Below are 17881 nucleotides of genomic sequence, written 5' to 3' on the forward strand. Positions count from 1 at the left end.
CGACCGCTACCGAGTGAACGGTTCGGATAACGCGGCGCTGCGATTGGGTGCGAACCCGCCGCTTGTCGCCCCCGGCGGCGCGAACCAAGACGGTGTTCCTGGCGGCAAGGTTGTTGGTTGAGCGGGTTGCTGACTCGGCAATGGATAAGTCGGCGGCTGAGGCGACGACTGCCGATCCTGCGCCGGCGCCGACTGCCTGTCCGGGTCCGACCGCCGGAACACATTAGACCAATTCGACACCGACGGGGACGGTGGCGTCGAATTGTTTAGCCCCCCTCCGGTCCGCTGCGCGAGCCGCTCTTCGATCGCCTCGACCTTGCTCGCCGTGCCGCGCAATTTGGCGGCGAGTTGCGGGTTTCGTAGTTCAACGCGGTCGATCACCATCGGCTCGGTGCCGATCATCAACGCGACGACCGCCAGCTTGGCGTAGGCCGAGAAATTGGCTTTCGGGTCCTTGCCAAAGAACTTCACCGCCGTGCCGAACGATTTCTTGAACTTCGGAACGACGCCGCGGGTGTCGATGCTGTAGACCTCGTCGAGCACTAGGTGACTGAGCGCCCCGAGACCCACCGCAATCGCCTTCAGGTAGCGCACGAAGATCTGATCGGGCGGCCCACTGATCAAGAACGCCAAGCCCGCAAAGGTCAGCACCGCCGGGATGCTGTGCCACATGCCGCGGTGAACGCTCCAACGGCCGATCAGCTTGGCGAGCCAGAAGCGAATGCCGAAGTACATCAACACGCCGCAGAGCACGATCTGGTCGTGCGACAGGTCGAACTGTTTGAAGCGGTCGATCATCAGCAGCGGAATCACCGCCGCTGCGAAGCCCAGCGCCTCGCGCCGTGGCACGCCCGAATCGCTGTCGATGTCCGGCAACATCCCTGACACGCCGCACAACCCGCCGGCCAACACAGACGTCGAGAGGTCGAACCCCAGCCCCGACGCGACAACGGCGTACCCCGCGCCGATGGCGCTGGAGAACGTCACGTGCGTCTTGAAGTCGGCCACTTTGTGGAGGGGCGGGGGACTAGGGACGTGGGACTAGGGACGCAAGCGCGCGTAGGGTAGGGGATCCGTGTTTTCGGCGGAACACGAGCCCCGAGTGCTGGCGCCCTCATGCCAGCGGCGCCGATATCGCTATTCGGCCTACCACAACAACCCGATAAACTCCTGGCCCTACGGGGGACTCCATCGTCCCCCGTCCCTAACCCCTAGCCCCTTCCCATGGCGACCTACGACCTGCTGATGATCGCGATCCTCGTGGGGATGACGCTCTTCGGCTACTTCCGCGGGATGGCCTGGCAGCTCGCCTACCTGGCGTCGTTTGTCGCCAGCTACTTCGTCGCTGTGAAGTTCGCCGACCAAGTGGCGCCGCATATCCCCTACGTGACCGCGCCAGCTAATAAGTTTGTCGCGATGCTGCTGATCTATATCGGGACGTCGTTCGTTGTCTGGTACCTGTTCCGGGTCGTGCGAAAGGGGATCGACAGCGTGAAGATGGAGGGCTTCGATCACCAGATGGGCGCCATCATCGGCATCGGACGTGGAACACTTTGGTGTGTGGGGGTTACTTTTTTCGCTGTGACGCTTCCCTTCGTCCCTCAGGCATGGAAACAGCAGGTCGTCGGCTCGAAATCGGGCTTCTACATCGCTCGCCTCTTGGACGAGACCGACTCGCTCTTCCCGCCGGAGGTCCATCAGGTGGTCGGCCCGTACCTGAATCGCCTCGAGACCGAGCTCCACTCCGGCCAAACGGGCGTTGCGCCGACTCCGCAACAGGCGAACGGTTGGCCCAACGCTGCTAATTCGCAGCCGGCCCCGCAGGCCGCCCCGTCGTGGGGGCAACCGGCTGCCCAGACCCCAGCGTCTCCGGGCTGGCCAACGAGTCAGCCAGCCGGTCGGGCCCAACCCCCAGGCGCACAGCCCGCCACCCAGCCTTCGCCAGCCGACTTCGGCTGGCCCTCGGCGAGCGCCCAGCCTGTTACCGGCTCGACGCCCAGCGGCGGCCCATCGGACACGACTGCTCAGCCGGTGAGCTGGCCGCACTGGCCGTAACAGCAGTTTTTTGCCGGATTCAAGCAGTTTCCCTGTCACGTTTTGGGGAGTTCTGGAATTAATAAGGGCAGATGCTGCGCGCCGAACCGGCTGCCGTTTAGAACCGTAAGCGGTCTAACACGGTAGTTATTCGGGTCGAAATCCGGTAGGAATCATCGCCTGCCGGGCGCTTATACTGCCCAGCTCATCGAACTCAGACGCCACGGGGTCCCAAACCGACACCACGTGCGTTTGACAAATTACAACAACGTCTCTCTATCGGAGCCCTCACGACATGTTTCCGCGTGACCTCTCCCGTCGCGGCTTCCTCGCGACGACCGGCGCCTCGGCGGCGATTGCTTCCACCAGTGCTCTTGGCGCCGTGAGCAGCGCGAACACCAACAGCCGGCTCCGCATCGCCTTCATCGGTGTCGGCGGTCGTTGCCAGTCGCACGTCGACTCGGCGATCCGCCTGCAGAACGACCCCGGCTCGGTCGAATGCGTCGCCGTATGTGACGTCTTCAACCGTTACCGCGATGAGACGGCCGCCAAGATCGAGTCAAAGACTGGCAAGGCGCCCGCCAAGATCGCCGACTACCGCGACATCATCAACGACGAGTCGATCGACGCCGTCGTCATCGCCACGCCCGACCACTGGCACGCCACCCAGACGATCGACGCCCTCAAGGCGGGTAAGCACGTCTACTGCGAAAAGCCGATGACGCACACCGTCGACGAGGCGATCGCCGTCTACCGCGCCTGGAAGGACTCCGGCAAGGTGATGCAGGTCGGCGTGCAGAGCACCTCACTGCCGGTCTGGAACAAGATCAACGAGGACATCCGTGCCGGCAAGCTCGGCAAGATCATGCAATACCAGACCGAGTTCTTCCGCAACTCGGACATGGGGCAGTGGCGTTACTACGGCCTTTCGAAGGACATGAACCCGAAGAACGTCGACTGGGACATGTTCCTCGGTCACGAACAAGGCCTCGCCCCGAAGCAGCCCTTCGACCGCGCCCGTTTCGCCCAGTGGCGTTGCTACTGGGACTTCGGCTCGGGCATGTACACCGACCTGTTCGTGCACCGCACCACGTCGATGCTCAAGGCGACGGGCCTCCGCTGGCCGGGCCGCGTCGCCGGCGGCGGTGGTATTTACCTCGAGTACGATTCGCGTGAGGCGCCGGATGTCGCGACCGTCATCACCGACTTCCACGAGGGCGTCCAGGGCCTCGTGACCGCCACGATGTGCTCGTCGAATGTCCCCATCCAGCAGTGCATCCGTGGCCACTTCGGCTCGGCTGTCCTCGGCACCGGTGAGGACTTCTCGGGCTATGACTTCGTCGCCGAGCGTCCTCAGGTCACGCACGACTCGAGCATCAAGGACGAGCGCGTCGAGGTCGGCCATGTGCCCAACACGTCTTTCGTTCACTTTGAGAACTTCATCGACGCGGTGAAGGCGGACGACCCATCGAAGGTCAACTGCTCGCCGGAACTCGGCGCCGCGGCAATGGTTGTCGTCAAGCTCGGCGCCAGCAGCTACCGCGAAGGCAAGGTTTATCACTTCAATCCCGAGACTCTCGAGTACTCCGACGGCAACGACTCGTGGGCCAAGCAGTGGGAGCAGATGTCCTACGACCGCGCCGACGCGAAGCACGTCCCCGGTTGGCACGCCGGCGATAAGGGGAGCAAGTTGATCCCCCCGGGATACCAGAAGCTCGAAGGCCCCTGGATCGACGGCAAAGACCCCGCCGAAGCCTGATCCGCTTCGTTCTTCTGAAATAGCGAGAGCCCGCCGGAGCAGTTTCCGGCGGGCTCATTTTTTTGTTCACCACAAAGGAACGGAGGCACAATGAGGCGGGGTCCGACCCGTCCTTAGTTCCTTCGTCACTTTGTGGTTAACAGGATTTGAATTGCTGGGCAGGCGAGGCTTGGCGCCTACAATTGAGCTCCCCGCCTCGCACCCCCACCAGCTTCCCACCGATGTCCAACCCCAACTTGGATCGCCCCCGCAATCTCGCGGAGCTCCGTAACTCCGGCTGGCATAGCAAGACCGTCAAGCAAGAAGTCCACGACAACTTCCTCCGCAAGCTCCGCAGCGGTGAGGAACTGTTCCCGGGCATCATCGGCTACGATGAAACCGTCATCCCGGAGCTGAACATCGCGTTGCTCGCGCAGCACGACCTCTTGTTCCTCGGCGAGAAGGGCCAGGCGAAGAGCCGACTGATGCGGCGGTTGGTCGATTTCCTCGATGAGGCGATCCCCTACATCGATGACCGTAAGATCCCGCTACACGACGATCCCTACAAGCCGATCACGTCGCGCGGGCGGATGCTCGTCAACGGCACGCCAGCGGACGAGGTGCCGATCGCATGGTGGCGCCGCGAGGACCGCTACGCCGAACGCCTTGCGCCAGGCACCAAGTTTGCCGACCTCATCGGTGAGATCGACCCCGCGATGCTGGCGGCGGGCGTCAGCATGGGCGCCGAAGAGTCGCTGCACTTCGGCCTGATTCCGCGGATGCACCGCGGCTTGTTTGCGATGAACGAGCTGCCCGAGCTCGACGAGCTGGTGCAAGTCGGTCTCTTCAACATCCTCGAAGAACGCGACGTGCAGATCCGCGGCTATCCCATCAAGTTCGACATCGACGTGATGATCCTCTTCAGCGCCAACCCCGCGACCTACAACCGCTCGGGCAAAGTGATCCCGCAGCTCAAGGACCGCATCGGCTCGCTCATCCACACGCACTATCCGCTGGAACGCACGCTGGGGGTGGAGATCTTGGAGCAAGAGGTTGTTACGAGGGACGAGGGGCTAGGGACGGGGGACGAGGGTGATGACCCTGACTCCCCTCGTCCCCCGTCCCCCGTCCCTAACCCCTCCGTCATCGTTCCCTACTTCATGAAAGAGCTGATCGAAGAGATCAGCCGGGCCGCCCGGCTTTCGAAGTACGTGGACCATGACTCGGGCGTGTCAGCGCGGCTGTCGCTGGCGAACTACCGGACGATGATCGCCTCGGCGCGGCACCGCGCGGCGGTGCTCGGCGAAGAGACGGCCGTGCCACGGATCAGCGACCTGGGGCACCTCTACGCCAGCTCGCTGGGGAAGCTCGAGCTCGATCTGATGGGGTCGCACCAGATGTCCGAGCGGCAGGTCCTCGACGCGGTCATCGCCCAGGCGATCGCCACGGTGTTCAGCGAGTACGTCGAAGAGCACGGCTTGGCCGAGATCGCCGAGGTCTTCTCGCAGGGCGTCCGCGTCGAAGTCGGCGACATGTTGCCGTCTTCGCACTACGCTACCTTGCTGAAGCGCGTCCCACCGGCGTGGGACAAGGCGTTCGAGGTCAACGCGTCGCAAGACCCCGCGGTACGGGCGAGCTGCGTCGAGTTCGTCCTCGCTGGGCTCTACGCCACCGACCGTATCAGCCGCAGCCAACAGCACGGGCGGATCGTGTATGAGACCTGAGGTGTGAGACCTGAGGCTTGAGAATCTATGGCTGTGGGAGGCGCCTCCAGACGCCGATTTCGGCATGCCGGGCGAACACGGCATGGTGTGCATAATCGACGTCTAGAGACGCCTCCCACAATTTGATCGCCCACGAGATCGAATCTCACGAATTGACTCGAACAAGAAAGGCATTTCGATATGATTCGTTCGATTAGTGGGCCTTTATCCTGAACAAGAGAAAGCATGGACACCCTCACCGCCATCCAAGAACGTCGCGCCGTCAAGCATTACGACCCCAAATTTGAGATGCCCGAAGCCGACTACGATCGGCTGATGGACCTTGCGCTATTAGCGCCGACGTCATTCAACATTCAGAACTGGCGGTTCGTCGTCGTCCGCGACGCCGAGCAGAAGAAGAAGCTCCGCGCCGCCGCATGGGACCAAGCCCAAGTGACCGACGCTTGCCTGGCGATCGTCATCTGCGGCGACCCCAAATCGTGGGCCAAGTCCCCCGAGCGCTATTGGCGGAACGCGCCGCAGTCGACGCAAGACGTTCTGGTGCCCATGATAGAGCAGTTCTACAGCAACTCCGGCGAACAGGTGCAGCATGACGAGGTCATGCGCTCCGCCGGCATCGCGGGCCAGACGATCATGCTCGCCGCCAAGGCGATGGGTTACGATTCGTGCCCGATGATCGGCTTCGACGCCGAGCAGGTCGCCGAGTTGATTGGACTCCCGGAGGGCCACGCGATCGGCTTCATGGTCGTCGTCGGCAAGGCGCTCAAGCCCGCGCATCCGCGCGGCGGGCAACTCGACAAGTCCGAGGTGGTTTACACCGACCGCTATCCCGCCAACGCAAGCTAGTGGGGCAGGGCGGGGGTAAACCGATCGACCTCTGCAATCCTCTTCAGTAGGAGGCGTCGCCGACGCCTCCTACTGTTGTTCAATCATGAGGTTTTTTGACGTAGCGCGCGGAACGGGTTAGCATCCGGGCATCAATTGCCCCGTGGAGCGAACCCAATGCCTTCGTTAATCTCGTCTTACTGCCTCCGCCCTATCGTCGCCGCCGCGACGGCGCTTTCGCCGATTGCCTCGATCCGCGCCGATGAGGCAGCGCGTGTTTCGCATCTGACGCCGCAATCGATTGCCGCGGTGACAGTGCGACTCGCCAACGCCGCCAAATCGCCCGTGATGCAACAGTATCCGGTCGAAGTCCTCGCCGCGGCGACGAAGGACTTCTTGGGCGTACCGCTCGGCGCTATTGACCGCGTCACCGCGATGGTCGAACCGCCGGTCGGTGTCAGCCCTCAGTACGCCATCGTGCTAGAGTCCTCGCGGCCGATCTCGTTCGACAACTTCCGCGCGGAACTCACCGAGCACACGACGCCCGGCGAGCTGCTCGGCCGCCCGATGCTAGAAAGCAGTGAGGGCATGAAGCCGAGCTTCTGCCTCCTCGATGACCAGACTCTCGCTGTGGGGCCGCGGTTGTTCCTCAAGCGGCTAGTGCGCGGCGTGAAGGCGGGGCAGAGCGAACTGCAAGAGTTGATGACCACGGAGGACGCCCTACAAAACGATCTACACGCGGCCGTGACGCTCGGGCCGTTGCGTCCTGTCATGGAGATGGGGATCACGGCTGCGAAGCAAGAGATCGATCCTGAGGCGTTGCCGTTCCTTGAAGGAATCTTGCTTATCGATCGGATCGTGCTCGCTGTCGATCTCGATAGCGAGCGGGGCAGCTCCTTGACTGCCAACGCCGTCAGCTCTGCGGCAGCCGATGAGATCGAACGGTTGATCGCCGACGGATACGCTCGCCTGAGGGAGAAGTTGCTTGAGGACAGCGACTTTAACGAGAAAGTACGCAATCACCCAGAAGCGACGATGCGGGCGTGGGGCGACTACTGGCTCCGGATCATGGACCAGTACGCCCTGTCGCTCGGCGAAATGCGGCAGGGTGAGACCACCTTCGTCCTAGCAAAGGTCGGGCCGGGCTCCTATCAATCGCAGGCCACGATCCTGGCCATTGCCGGCGTCATGACATCGCTGCTCTTGCCGGCCGTGCAAGCCGCGCGTGAAGCGGCGCGGCGCAACGCCTCGACAAACAACGTCAAACAGATCTTGCTGGCGATGCTCAACCACGAATCGACGTTCAGCCGACTACCCGCCCAAGCCATCTGCGATTCTGACGGCAAGCCCTTGTTGAGCTGGCGCGTCGCCATCCTGCCGTTTATCGAGCAGAGCGCGCTCTACGAGAAGTTTCACCTCGACGAGCCGTGGGACAGCCCCCACAACATCAAGCTCCTGGCGGAGATGCCGGCGGATTACTTGGACCCCTCGTCCGGCATGGCGGCGGAAGACGGTAAGACCCACTATCTCGCCGTCTCCGGCGAAGGAACCGCCTTCGCGGGCAAGCCCGAGGGCGTCCGGCTCGCCGAGTTCTCCGACGGCCTGTCGCGATCCGTCATCGTCGTGCAGGTGAACGACGCCCACGCCGTTGAATGGACCAAGCCAGTCGACTACGACACGGCGGCGAACGCTGATAACCCGACGGCTGGCATTGGCGAGCTGCATCCGGGCGTCTTCGTAACCGGCTTTGCCGATGGTCACGTCGTCCCCACGCCGGTATCGATCACCCCCGAGGAGTTCGCGGCGGGCGCCTCGATTGCCGGTGGCGAGACGACGGAGTGGCCTTAGCGGGTCGGCTTCCGCACCGGCAACGGCGCGGGCGTGAGACCTAGGGCGACCGCCAGACGCATCTGCAACTCGAACGCCTCGAGGCGGCGATGGCGTTGCTCGCGGTGGCTCCAGTTGCCGCGAACCTCGTCGCAGGCCCGGCGTAGACGACGGCGGGCAACAGCGGCGGCTTTCTTTGTCAGGGCGAGGGGCATCATTCCGGTCCTTGGTCGTGGGCGACGGCAGTCCGCCGCAGTGATGCTGCTTGGTACGCTCCGCAGACGCCAAGAGTTCCCCAAACCGGTCGTTTCGTCAGCCAGCAAAGCCCGAGTTTATGCGAGCCGGGAGACATGGATCCCCGGCGTGAAGCGGGTACCCGGCATCCTTCGGGGACTGACGTCTCCCTGAACGATCCGGCAGGGTCGGAGCTGCGCCCGTCAAGAAACGGAGCAGGGCAGGGGGCGCCACATTTAAGCCGGCGCGTGCGAGCGCTCGACGAGCTTCGCCAGCAGCGCGCTTGCCGCGCCGGAATCGATCGCGTCGCCCGCCAGCAGTGCGCCGGTGCGGGGGCCGTCGGCGACTTCTGCGGCGATCAATGCCGCGGCCGCGTTAAGGACGACAATATCGCGGGCCGTGCCCGGCTGTCCCTTGAGGATTTTGCGGATGACCATGGCGCTATGGGCGGGGCTCTCCACCTCCAAGCCTGAAGTAGCGCCGCGCTCCAAACCAAAATCCTCGGGCGTCCAGCGGTACTCGCGCACCGAATCTTCGACGACCTCGGACACATGCGTTGTCCCCGAGACCGTCACGTCACCCAGCCCGTCCTCGCCGCTGACCACGAGGGTCCGCTCGGTCCCGAGGCGCTGCATCGCGCCGGCGAGCAGCGGCCGCAGTTCCGGCAGACCGGCGCCCAGGACCTGCCGGGTCGCTCGCGCTGGGTTGGCCAGCGGCCCCAGCACGTTGAAGATCGTACGGATGCCGAGTTGTTTGCGGACCGCGCTGACGTGCTTCATCGACGGGTGCATCAGCGGCGCGAAGCAGAAGCAGATGCCCAACTCGTCGAGGCACGCCTCCACCTGGGCGACCGAGGCCTCGATGTTCACGCCCAGCTCCGCCAGCACGTCGGCCGAGCCGGTGCGGCTGGTGATGCTGCGGTTGCCGTGTTTGGCGACCGACGCGCCGGCCGCCGCCGCGACGATCGCCGCGGTGGTGCTCACATTGAACGTCTTCGACCCGCCGCCGCCCGTGCCGCAGGTGTCGACCAACCGCGGCCGACTCGTGTTTATCGGCGTCATGTGTTCACGCAACGCCATCGCCGCGCCGGCGACCTCTTCGACCGTTTCGCCCTTGCGAGCCAGAGTCGAGAGGAACTGTCCGATCTGATGATCCGCAACACTCCCGGACATCATGTCGCCGATCGCCGCCCGCATCTCGTCGATTGAGAGGTCCTCGCCGGCCGTCAGGCGGCCCAGTGCTGTGGCGAGAGGGGAGGGCATGTCGTCGGGGCTCGGCTGGGAGAACGGCGGCCGCCTCGCGGGCAGCTCCGAGGCGGACACAGACCGCCGCGGTAAGAAACCGCATTGCAGCCAGCCCGCTCGTCGGGGATAACCCGCATAGAATACCCCGCCCCTCCTTTAGCCGACAGCCGCCCGATGCCACGCAAAGTGATCCTCGACCTCGACCCTGGCGTCGATGACGCGGTAGCGATCTGCGTCGCGCTGGCCGATCCCAATCTAGAAGTGATCGCGGTGACGGCCACCGGCGGCGCCGTCTCGCCGGACCAAGCGTCGCGGAACTTGCAGGCGATCGTCGAGCGGATCGACCCGCCCCGACGGCCGCGGATCGGCGTCGCCGACGCGCTGCAGCCGCTACGGACCGACGCCCGCGACCTCCACGGCGCCAACGGCCTCTGCGGAGCCGAACTCCCCGTCGCAGAAAAAGCCAACCGGCACCTTTCGCCGAAGGTGATCGCCGAAGAGGTCCGCGCCAACCCCGGCGAGATCGTCCTGATTGGTGGCGGCCCGATGTCGAACGTCGCCGCCGTCCTGACGCGCGAGCGCGACGCCGCCGAGACGCTGCTCGACGTCGTCGTCCAAGGCGGCAGCGTCGCCGTTGGTGGAGACGTCACCGCAGCGGCCGAGTTCAACGTCTACTGCGACGCCGGCTCGGCGCGCGAAGTCTTCCGCAGCAACCTGATCCCGACCGTCGTACCGCTCGATGTGGTCGGTTCTATGAGCTTCAGCTACGACTTGCTCGACTTCGTTCGCAACCGCGATTCGCGAACCTGCCGACTTCTCGCCGAACTCTTGCCCGGGTACTACCGCGCCTACCGTCAACGCTTTGGCATCGAAGGCGTCCGCTTGCATGCGCTGGTCGCCCTGCTCGCCGCCGCGTACCCGGGCATCGCCAAGGCGACGCCGATGTACGCCGATGTCGAGACCTCTGGCGAACTGACGCACGGCGCCACCGTCTTCGACCGCCGCGACGTGCCCGGCGGCGAAGTCAATGTCGAAGTCGTGATGTCGATCGACGCCGAAGCGGCGCGAGACATTGTGTTCCGCGCGCTCGATCAGGCCGTGTGAGCAACTGCGGTGTGAGCAACTTCTGAAGTTCAACAGGGCTGTTAGCGGTCAGCTTACCAGCGGTCAGCTCTCAGCCTTCTGAAGGATCGCTGTGCGATTCTGTGGGAGGGGTCTCCAGACCCCGATTTCGCGCACCATGCCGATTTGGGATGGAGACCGTGATCGGGGTCTGGAGACCCCTCCTACAAATCGCGGCTTCAGCCCCCTGCCGCGATGATCAATCTAGCGGCGATCAGTCCAGCGGCCGGACGTAGAACAACGCCCCTCCCGCTCCGGGCGCGTAGGCGGCTTGCCGGTAGCCTGCCGCTTCGTAAACCGCCCGCGCCGGATTGCGCTCTAGCACCTCGAGCGTCAGCCGGCAGCAACCCGTCTCTCGGGCGTACTCTTCGGCCGCGGCGAGCAGCGCCTTGCCGATTCCTTTGCCACGCATCTCGGACGCGACGGCGATGTCGTGGATGTTCACCAGCGGCCGCGCCTTGAAACTCGAGAACCCGCGAAACGCCGTGATGAACCCGATCGGCCGATCGCCGTCGAACGCCAACCAAATGAGCGTCGTCGGATGTTCAATCAACGCGGGAACGATCCGCTCACGCACCTCGTCGTCGAGCGGCTTCCCATCGCCCAGCGGGTCGCGCGAATACATGTCGAGCACCGCTAGATACGCCGCGGCGTCGGCAGGGGAAGTGAGGTCCGCGCGGCGAATGAGCACGTCGTTAGGCATGTTTGGGGCAGTAAGCGGGCAAAGGTAGCGAAGCGTCAGCAGGGCCGTTTCCAGGCCGTTTCCGGCCTCCGAAACGAACATAACAGAGATTATCGGACGTTACTGGGAGGGTTGGACGGTTGTGTGCAGCATCCCCTGGCCTGCCGCCCAGGCGGCGAGCCAGCACCACCAAGCGATCGCCGCTCGCCGTGTGATTGGCTTCGCTTCGACGTCCTTCGCGAGCGCGATCCACGCCGCGCGAGACCGTCCGTAGCCGAGCGCGGCGACGGTGGCGCCAATGAGGATCAGCAGCGCGTGCGACCAACCGTTGGCGAGGAACTGGCCCGTGTCGGTGAGTCGTTCGGCGCCGCCGGCCGCCAGGTAGACGCCGCCCGCCAACAGGCAGAACGCCGCCCAGGCTCTCAGCACCGGGCCAACGAAACCGGCGCGGATTCGCCATGCCGGCGCCGTCATTTGCGGCGCGATCCAGCCCGACAGAAACCCGCTCCACAGGACGACGCTCGGCCGCGGATTCGGATCGACCAACGTGTGCGGCAGCCAGCCCGGTCGAAGTTCAACCGCCATGATCTTCCCGCCGGTGAACATCGCCGCGACGACGTGGCCGAGCTCGTGCGTCAACAGCATCGCCAGCCACATCCAGATCGCCACCGCGATCAAGGCAGCGACCGTCGCCGGGCCGCCGGCGTTCACGCCACGCCGCCTTCGAGGAACTGGCCGATATTGCGGAACTTCTCGTAGCGAGCCGCCACCAACTCGTCCTTGGGCTTCTCGCACAGCTCGCGGAGTTGCTTGATCAGGTACTGCTTGAGCCGCGCCGCCATCTGGTAGTGGTCGCGGTGGGCGCCGCCGAGCGGCTCTTCGATGACATCATCGATCGCGCCGAGCTCTTGCAGCCGCTTCGACGTGAGTTGAAGCGCCCGGGCGGCGCGGTCGGCGTAGTCGTGGCTCTTCCAGAGGATGCCGGCGCAACCCTCGGGGCTAATGACCGAGTAGTAAGCGTGCTCGAGGACCGCGACACGGTCGCCGACGCCGATGCCCAGCGCGCCGCCCGAGCCGCCTTCGCCGATCACGACGCAGACGATCGGCGTCCGCAGCTTCGACATCAGCAGCATGCTCTCGGCGATCACCTGAGCCTGGCCGCGTTCTTCGGCGCCGATGCCCGGGTACGCGCCCGGCGTGTCGATCAGGCAGACGATCGGCATGCCGTACTTGGCCGCCATCTTCATCTTGCTCATCGCCTTGCGATAACCCTCGGGGTGCGCGCAGCCGAAGTAGCACTCGGTCCGTTCTTTGAACGTCTTGCCTTTGTGGTGACCGACGAGCATCACCTTGAGGCCGTCAAGCTTGGCGAAGCCGGTGCGCAGCGCGCGGTCGTCACCGAAGAATTTGTCGCCGTGCAGTTCGACGAACTCATCGAACACCAGCTCGACGTAGTCGGTGAACTTCGGCCGATCCTGCAAGCGGGCGACGCGCACCGTGTCCCACGCGTCGAGTTTTGAATAAACGTCGCGCGTCGCGTCGGCGAGCTTGCGCTTCATCGCGCGCAGCTCCTCGTGCTGCTCCGGCGTCTTGTCGGGCGCCGCCTCGTGGCGGCGCACCTCCGCCTCCAGCGCCTGCAGCGACTGCTCAAACTCAAGTCCTGGACCTGCTGACATGCTGTTTCCCTTCCTTCTTTCTTTTTCACCGCAGAGCACAGAGGACACGGAGAAGACACAGATTGCTTGGTCTCTGCTACGAAACTTCCTCAGTGCTTTACTCCGTGATCTCTGTGTCTCAGTGGTTAATCGCTTTTCTCTTCAACGGCAGCTTCGACCTTCGGCTTCTCCGGCTGGGTGTAGAAGATCGGCTCGTTCTTGATCTTCACCATCACCTCTTTCATCGACTGCGGCCGGTCTTCGCGCTTCTTCGCCATCATCTTAGTGACGAACGCGGCGAACTCGGGCTTGATGTTCGAATCGACGACCGTCAGCGACGGCGGCTTCGCCTTGAGGTGGCGTTGCAGCAGTTCGGGCGGCGTGTTCGCGGTGAACGGCAGCTTGCCGGCGAGCACCTCGTAGACCAGGCAGCCGAAGCTGTAGATGTCATCGCGCGGATCGACCCCCTGCCCCCGGATCTGCTCAGGTCCCATGTAGCTGTAGGTCCCCTGGATCTTCGTTTTCGAGCCGAGCAGCTTGCCCAGCGCTCCGGTCGGCTTCGCCGCGATCGTGAAGTCGATCAGCCGCACCTCGTTGGCGTCATTGATCAGGTAATTGTCGGGCTTGATGTCGCGGTGGACCCAGCCGCGTTCGTGCATGTGGGCGAGGCCCGCGGCGGCGTTGGTGAGGACTTCCTTCACCCGCCACTGCAGCGCCTTCACGTTGGCGATAATCTGCTGCTTGAGGTTGGGCGTCTTGAAGAACTCCATGAGGAGCCACGCCCCGTTCTTCCCCGTGCCGTAGTCGTAGGTCTTGATCACTGCCGGATGGTCGAGCGATTTGCCGACGGTGTACTCGTGCTTCAGCTCGCGGACGCCCGCAGAGCTGTACCGGCTGCTGTCCTTGGGGAGCCACTTGATGGCGAACGACTCGTTCCCCGAAACGGGCCGCACCGCCCAGATCTCGTAGACCGCGCCGGTGCGGATCATGTGAAAGAGGCGATAATCCCCGACGATCTCGTTAGTCCGCGCCACACGCCGCCCCTTGGGGGGTTCCGAAGTCCCTATCTAGCCAGACCATGAAGTTTATCTGACCGGCAGGGTCGCAGAAAGGCCGACGTTTTCCCCCAGAAGGGGGGCGACAGTGCTTGGGCGGCGGATTTTTGGAATGAGATAGGGGGATGAAGCTACCGCTCAGCTTTATTAGCCTCCCTGCCCCGCTGGACTGGCTGGGCTTGATGGTTGGTGAGCTGTCAGCCTGACTATGGGCCCGGGCGAGGCTCGTAGGATTTTGCTTTGCCAATCAGTTGGCTGTCGTTAGCCTGTCAGCCTCGGACTGTTCCGATCTACAGTAGTTTCCTTTGCAAAGACAACGAATCGGGACGGGATGGACGAGCAGCCGCGACGCCATCGAGAACGGGCCACCGAGTCCGCCGCCCCGCCTCTTCTCGCCAACGCGACCGAAGCAACGCAGATCACCAAGTACTACACGCCCGGCGGCACGGGTTTCGCGGCAGAAGACGCCAATCACGCTTGCGATCTTCTTCGGGGCCGCCGTCCGAAGTTGGTAGGCGTCTCGAACGAGAAAAACGGCGCCGACCGAATCGTCGGCAGCATGTCACTCCAATCGAAGTATTACCGAAGCCCAGCGGAAACCGTCGCCGCCGCCTTCGATCCCGATTCGCGACTCTATCGCTATCCGGGACATGTACTCGAAGTGCCTCGCGATCAGTACGACGCCTGCGTCGATTTGATGCGGAGGCGAATCCAATCGGGTGCGGTTCCAGGTTTCGAGAATCCGGCCGAGGCCGAGACGCTGGTGCAACGCGGCGCGATCACTTATCGCCAAGCAAGAAACATCGCGCGGCCCTGCAACATCGAATCCCTCAAATACGATGTCGCAACCCAGGCGATCGTTTCCTCGTCGGGGATGGGCATTTCGTTTGTCGTCATGTACGCCAGCCGAGTCTGGTCGGGCGAGCGCCACAAAACCGCGATGCGACATGCTGCTCGTGACGCCTCGCTCGTCGGTGGGCAAACGCTCGCTACCGGCGTTATTAGTGCCCAGATACTCCGCACCAAGATTGCGGCCGCGGGTTCCACCGCTATCAGGCACGCTCTCAAAGCCAGCTACAAAACGTCGGTAGGCAAGCGTCTTGTGAAAGGGGTAGCGACGGGGTCACTTGGTAGAGCGGTGAGCGGCGCCGCGGCGACGAATCATCTCGCCAAGGTGCTGCGCACGAACGTGGTCACCGCTACCGTGGCCGCCGCCGTGATGACGACGCCCGACTTCTATAGGGCGGCATTCGCTAAATCGATCTCGTGGCGCCAGTTCGCCAAGAACACGTCGGTGAACGTCTCGCAAACTGCTGCCGGCGCCGTCGGTTGGCTAGGCGGCGCGGCCGGAGGGGCAGCCGTCGGCAGTGTCATCCCTGGGGTCGGCACGGCCGTGGGCGGAATCGTCGGAGGCATCGTGGGCGCAGCTTCGGCCGGCATTGCTGGTTCTAAGCTCGCCCGTTCCTGCGCCGACCGTCTTGTGAAAGATGACGACGAACGTTTGCGTGAGATCATTCTGATCGAGATGCAACTGATCGCCTGCGAGCACCTGCTCACCCAGCCAGAGATCGAACGTCTCGGCAAGGTCGTTGAAGAAACCGCCACGAGCGATTGGCTCAGCGTCGCCTTCCGCCAATCGAGTAAAGGCAGCGACCGTGACGCCCTGGCCGAACTGCTACGGCAATACTTCGAGCCGGTGGTTATTGCCCTCGTTGACGAGCGCCCAATGATCGCGATGCCTCGCGAGACCGCGTAACTAAGCGGCCTGTCCTTAGGCGTACTCCACCCTCACCAAAAAAAGCCCCTGCGGGGGCGCGGTCTGTCCCGCCCTGCCCCGGTCGCGGCTGGCGAGGACTTCGGCGACCCACTCCGGCGGCTTCGCGCCGCGGCCGACCTCCACCAGCGTGCCGGCGATCGTGCGGACCATGTTGTAGAGGAAGCCGTCGCCGGTGACGGTGATGTCGATCCGCTCGCCGCCATCCGCGGGGCGCGACGTGACGGTGAGGTCGGTGATCGTGCGGACGGTGCTCGAGCGTTCCGAGCCCGTCGATTCGAGCGACGCGAAGTCGTGGCGACCGACGAGGTACGCCCCCCCCTGCCCCATCCGCTCGGTGTCGAGCTGCCCCGCGCGCCAGTGCCAGACGTGCTTACGGTCGAACAGCGGCGGCACGGGGCCGCTCAGGACCTGGTAGCGGTACGTCTTCCGCAACGCGTCGTGCGTGGCGTGAAAGCCCACCGGCGCCGGCTCGACGGCCCGAATGACCACGTCGTCGGGCAGCAGCGCGTTCAGCCCCCGCAGCAAACGCCGCGGCTCGATCGTCGATGTCGTCTCAACGCCAACGACCTGCCCCTCGGCATGCACGCCCGCATCGGTGCGACCGCTGGCGGTAAAGCAAGGCTCTTCGTGCGTGATGCTGCGCCAAGCGTCTTGCAGCACGCCCTGCACCGTCGGCTCACTCGGCTGCCACTGCCAACCGGCGTACGCCGCGCCGTCGTAGGCGACGGTGAGCTTGAGCCAGTGTGTCGGCCTAGCCTGCGAACCTTCGTTAGCTACGCCGTTGTCGCCCACCGATTCACACCGCCGCCCCGTTGCGGACCAGCAGCTCGGCGATCTGCACGGCGTTGGTCGCGGCGCCCTTGCGCAAATTGTCGCTCACGCACCAGAACGCCAGGCCGTTTTCGCATGAGAGGTCTTCGCGGATGCGGCCGATGTAGGTGTCGTCGTCGCCGTCGCAATCCTTGGGCATCGGGTACTTGCCGCTGGCGACATCGTCGATGACCTTGAGGCCCGGCGTCGCGGCGAACAGCTCACGCGCCTCTTCGACGGTGATCTTGCGCTCGGTCTCCACCAGGATGCTCTCGCTGTGGCAGTTGCTCACCGGCACGCGGACGCACGTCGGGCAGACCTGGATCGACTCGTCGCCGAGGATCTTGCGGGTCTCAAAAACCATCTTCATCTCTTCCGACGTGTAACCGGCGTGCTTGTGCGAGCCGATCTGCGGGATGAGATTAAACGCGATCGAATGCGAGAAGGTCTCCGGCGTGAAGTCGGCGCCGTCGAGCGCCGCGCGCGAAGCGTCAACGAGCTCTCGCTGCCCCCCTACCCCGGCGCCGCTGGTGGCTTGGTAGGTGCTCACGATCACGCGGCGGACTCGCCCCGCGTCGTGCAGCGGCTTCAGTGATTGCACCATCTGGGTGGTGCTGCAGTTCGGGCTAGCGATGAGGCCCTGGTGGGTAAACGCCGCCTCGGGGTTCACCTCGGGGATCACCAGCGGGACGGTCGGGTCCATCCGCCAGAAGCCGCTCTCATCGACGACGATGCAGCCCGCCGCCTTGGCCCAGGGGACGAACTCCTTGGCGACCGGGTCGGGCGTGCTGCCGATCGCCAAGTCGATGCCTTGGAACGCCTCGGGCGTCATCTCCTCGACCGTGTACGACTTGCCCGCGAACTCAATCGTCGTCCCCGCCGACCGCTTGGACGCCAAGAAGCGAATGTTCTTGTAGGGAAACTCACGCTCCTGAAGCAGCTTGCGGATGATGCCGCCCACGGCGCCGGTGGCGCCAACGATCGCGATGGTCTCGAACACGGGGAAGAGTCTCTGCTGGGTGTTATTGGCCCTGGGGCCAATTGGCTAGTTGGCGCCCCCTACGATTGGGGCGGCCGTTATCGGGGTAAGACCGCATTTTAGGCGGCGGGTTCGCGCGGAACCAGCGGTGGGGGAACCGCCAAGACGCCAGGAG

General features: G+C 64.3%; 16 protein-coding genes. 7 read left to right on the forward strand and 9 right to left on the reverse strand.

What is annotated here, in order from left to right; translation table 11 throughout:
• Positions 1 to 6 precede the first annotated feature (6 nt).
• Positions 7 to 1008, reverse strand: coding sequence for a metal-dependent hydrolase (locus tag Spa11_RS14285; protein WP_145113387.1), 1002 nt, complete (start codon positions 1006 to 1008; stop codon positions 7 to 9).
• A gap of 216 nt (positions 1009 to 1224) precedes the next feature.
• Here Spa11_RS14285 and Spa11_RS14290 point away from each other — a divergent pair, with 216 nt between their 5' ends.
• The 5 genes from Spa11_RS14290 (at position 1225) to Spa11_RS14310 (ending at position 8169) form a co-directional block, all read left to right on the forward strand.
• Positions 1225 to 2055: a CvpA family protein gene (locus tag Spa11_RS14290; protein WP_145113389.1), complete on the forward strand. Its 831-nt coding sequence runs from the start codon at positions 1225 to 1227 to the stop codon at positions 2053 to 2055.
• Between the two features lie 274 nt (positions 2056 to 2329).
• Entirely contained in the window at positions 2330 to 3793 is a 1464-nt protein-coding gene (locus Spa11_RS14295) for a Gfo/Idh/MocA family protein (RefSeq protein WP_145113391.1), read from the forward strand.
• A 221-nt stretch (positions 3794 to 4014) separates the two neighbouring features.
• Positions 4015 to 5496 (forward strand): magnesium chelatase, encoded by a 1482-nt coding sequence (locus Spa11_RS14300; protein WP_145113393.1) that lies wholly within the window; start codon positions 4015 to 4017, stop codon positions 5494 to 5496.
• A 225-nt stretch (positions 5497 to 5721) separates the two neighbouring features.
• Positions 5722 to 6342 (forward strand): nitroreductase family protein, encoded by a 621-nt coding sequence (locus tag Spa11_RS14305; RefSeq protein ID WP_145113395.1) that lies wholly within the window; start codon positions 5722 to 5724, stop codon positions 6340 to 6342.
• Between the two features lie 156 nt (positions 6343 to 6498).
• Positions 6499 to 8169, forward strand: a complete 1671-nt coding sequence (locus Spa11_RS14310; protein ID WP_145113397.1) for a DUF1559 family PulG-like putative transporter — start codon at positions 6499 to 6501, stop codon at positions 8167 to 8169.
• Here Spa11_RS14310 and Spa11_RS14315 read toward each other — a convergent pair.
• Positions 8166 to 8366 carry a hypothetical protein gene (locus Spa11_RS14315; RefSeq protein ID WP_145113399.1) on the reverse strand — a complete coding sequence of 67 codons (201 nt, stop codon included), beginning with the start codon at positions 8364 to 8366 and terminating at the stop codon, positions 8166 to 8168. The genes Spa11_RS14310 and Spa11_RS14315 overlap by 4 nt on opposite strands.
• A gap of 252 nt (positions 8367 to 8618) precedes the next feature.
• A complete protein-coding gene (gene trpD / locus Spa11_RS14320) occupies positions 8619 to 9644 on the reverse strand; it encodes an anthranilate phosphoribosyltransferase (protein ID WP_145113401.1) in 1026 nt (341 codons plus the stop codon).
• Between the two features lie 156 nt (positions 9645 to 9800).
• Between trpD and Spa11_RS14325 the strand changes: the two genes are divergently transcribed.
• Complete coding sequence (locus Spa11_RS14325) at positions 9801 to 10730, forward strand: nucleoside hydrolase (protein ID WP_145113404.1); 930 nt, start codon at positions 9801 to 9803, stop codon at positions 10728 to 10730.
• A 232-nt stretch (positions 10731 to 10962) separates the two neighbouring features.
• Here Spa11_RS14325 and Spa11_RS14330 read toward each other — a convergent pair whose 3' ends face one another.
• The 4 genes from Spa11_RS14330 to Spa11_RS14345 all read right to left on the reverse strand — a co-directional run bounded on the left by Spa11_RS14330 (position 10963) and on the right by Spa11_RS14345 (position 14119).
• Entirely contained in the window at positions 10963 to 11532 is a 570-nt protein-coding gene (locus tag Spa11_RS14330) for a GNAT family N-acetyltransferase (RefSeq protein WP_231932939.1), read from the reverse strand.
• An 18-nt stretch (positions 11533 to 11550) separates the two neighbouring features.
• The gene (locus Spa11_RS14335) at positions 11551 to 12141 is read right to left on the reverse strand and encodes a M50 family metallopeptidase (protein WP_145113408.1); all 591 of its coding nucleotides are present in this window, start codon (positions 12139 to 12141) and stop codon (positions 11551 to 11553) included.
• Positions 12138 to 13106, reverse strand: coding sequence for an acetyl-CoA carboxylase carboxyltransferase subunit alpha (locus Spa11_RS14340; protein WP_145113410.1), 969 nt, complete (start codon positions 13104 to 13106; stop codon positions 12138 to 12140). Before Spa11_RS14340 ends, Spa11_RS14335 begins: the two co-directional genes overlap by 4 nt.
• A gap of 125 nt (positions 13107 to 13231) precedes the next feature.
• Positions 13232 to 14119 carry a serine/threonine protein kinase gene (locus Spa11_RS14345; protein WP_145113412.1) on the reverse strand — a complete coding sequence of 296 codons (888 nt, stop codon included), beginning with the start codon at positions 14117 to 14119 and terminating at the stop codon, positions 13232 to 13234.
• A 352-nt stretch (positions 14120 to 14471) separates the two neighbouring features.
• Between Spa11_RS14345 and Spa11_RS14350 the strand changes: the two genes are divergently transcribed.
• Positions 14472 to 15896 carry a hypothetical protein gene (locus tag Spa11_RS14350; RefSeq protein WP_145113414.1) on the forward strand — a complete coding sequence of 475 codons (1425 nt, stop codon included), beginning with the start codon at positions 14472 to 14474 and terminating at the stop codon, positions 15894 to 15896.
• A gap of 15 nt (positions 15897 to 15911) precedes the next feature.
• Here Spa11_RS14350 and truA read toward each other — a convergent pair whose 3' ends face one another.
• Together truA and Spa11_RS14360 are read right to left on the reverse strand one after the other, a co-directional pair.
• Positions 15912 to 16709, reverse strand: coding sequence for a tRNA pseudouridine(38-40) synthase TruA (truA, locus tag Spa11_RS14355; RefSeq protein ID WP_145113416.1), 798 nt, complete (start codon positions 16707 to 16709; stop codon positions 15912 to 15914).
• 4 nt (positions 16710 to 16713) lie between these two features.
• Entirely contained in the window at positions 16714 to 17727 is a 1014-nt protein-coding gene (locus tag Spa11_RS14360; protein ID WP_145113418.1) for an aspartate-semialdehyde dehydrogenase, read from the reverse strand.
• Between the last annotated feature and the right edge of the window lie 154 nt (positions 17728 to 17881).

It is taken from the genome of Botrimarina mediterranea (assembly GCF_007753265.1).
Classification (GTDB): Bacteria; Planctomycetota; Planctomycetia; order Pirellulales; family Lacipirellulaceae; genus Botrimarina; species Botrimarina mediterranea.